The following is a 1,447-nucleotide window of genomic DNA, read 5'->3' as shown; positions in this document are numbered from 1 at the left end:
CAGNTNNANGTGCNNGCCNAGGCGGCATAANNCCAGCCNTNNTTCGNTCAGCGGTNCNATGNTCGNNGNNAGGNNGNTNTANNCCGCCNCGAGCGTCGCCGCANTNATGACNNTNNTCTTTATCATNCAACTNGNAGGACAGGTGCCGGCAGCGCTCTGGGTCATTTTCGGCGAGGACCGCTTTCGCTGGAGCGCGACGATGATCGGCCTGTCGCTTGCGGTATTCGGAATCTTGCACGCCCTCGCTCAAGCCTTNGTCACTGGTCNCNCCNCCNAACGTTTCGGCGAGAAGCAGGCCATTATCGCCGGCATGGCGGCCGACGCGCTGGGCTACGTCTTGCTGGCGTTCGCGACGNGAGGCTGGATGGCCTTCCCCATTATGATTCTTCTCGCTTCCGGCGGCATCGGGATGCCCGCGTTGCAGGCCATGCTGTCCAGGCAGGTAGATGACGACCATCAGGGACAGCTTCAAGGATCGCTCGCGGCTCTTACCAGCCTAACTTCGATCATTGGACCGCTGATCGTCACGGCGATTTATGCCGCCTCGGCGAGCACATGGAACGGGTTGGCATGGATTGTAGGCGCCGCCCTATACCTTGTCTGCCTCCCCGCGTTGCGTCGCGTTGCATGGAGCCGGGCCACCTCGACCTGAATGGAAGCCGGCGGCACCTCGCTAACGGATTCACCACTCCAAGAATTGGAGCCAATCAATTCTTGCGGAGAACTGTGAATGCGCAAACCAACCCTTGGCAGAACATATCCATCGCGTCCGCCATCTCCAGCAGCCGCACGCGGCGCATCTCGGGCAGCGTTGGGTCCTGGCCACGGGTGCGCATGATCGTGCTCCTGTCGTTGAGGACCCGGCTAGGCTGGCGGGGTTGCCTTACTGGTTAGCAGAATGAATCACCGATACGCGAGCGAACGTGAAGCGACTGCTGCTGCAAAACGTCTGCGACCTGAGCAACAACATGAATGGTCTTCGGTTTCCGTGTTTCGTAAAGTCTGGAAACGCGGAAGTCAGCGCCCTGCACCATTATGTTCCGGATCTGCATCGCAGGATGCTGCTGGCTACCCTGTGGAACACCTACATCTGTATTAACGAAGCGCTGGCATTGACCCTGAGTGATTTTTCTCTGGTCCCGCCGCATCCATACCGCCAGTTGTTTACCCTCACAACGTTCCAGTAACCGGGCATGTTCATCATCAGTAACCCGTATCGTGAGCATCCTCTCTCGTTTCATCGGTATCATTACCCCCATGAACAGAAATCCCCCTTACACGGAGGCATCAGTGACCAAACAGGAAAAAACCGCCCTTAACATGGCCCGCTTTATCAGAAGCCAGACATTAACGCTTCTGGAGAAACTCAACGAGCTGGACGCGGATGAACAGGCAGACATCTGTGAATCGCTTCACGACCACGCTGATGAGCTTTACCGCAGCTGCC

3 protein-coding genes and 1 pseudogene are annotated in these 1,447 nt (G+C 57.7%); 3 read left to right on the top strand and 1 reads right to left on the bottom strand.

The genetic code is table 11. The features are described 5' to 3' along the window. Positions 1-94: 94 nt before the first annotated feature. Positions 95-652: pseudogene (locus PTE_RS07020) on the top strand (tetracycline resistance MFS efflux pump); the annotation flags it as partial. Further along, positions 556-894: a hypothetical protein gene (locus tag PTE_RS23440; protein ID WP_002310911.1), complete on the top strand. Its 339-nt coding sequence runs from the start codon at positions 556-558 to the stop codon at positions 892-894. The pseudogene PTE_RS07020 and the gene PTE_RS23440, both read left to right, overlap by 97 nt. Here PTE_RS23440 and PTE_RS27435 read toward each other — a convergent pair. Beyond that, a complete protein-coding gene (locus PTE_RS27435; RefSeq protein WP_081450183.1) occupies positions 891-1,226 on the bottom strand; it encodes a hypothetical protein in 336 nt (111 codons plus the stop codon). The genes PTE_RS23440 and PTE_RS27435 overlap by 4 nt on opposite strands. A gap of 64 nt (positions 1,227-1,290) precedes the next feature. Between PTE_RS27435 and PTE_RS07005 the strand changes: the two genes are divergently transcribed. After that, positions 1,291-1,447, top strand: a 157-nt coding sequence (locus PTE_RS07005; protein ID WP_000165983.1) for a Rop family plasmid primer RNA-binding protein, incomplete at its 3' end; no start/stop codon positions are given.

The sequence above is a fragment of the Photorhabdus khanii NC19 genome (assembly GCF_000517265.1).
GTDB lineage: Bacteria > Pseudomonadota > Gammaproteobacteria > Enterobacterales > Enterobacteriaceae > Photorhabdus > Photorhabdus khanii.
Note: the sequence above shows the minus strand (reverse complement) of the source record. Positions and strands in the feature narration are given on the sequence as shown.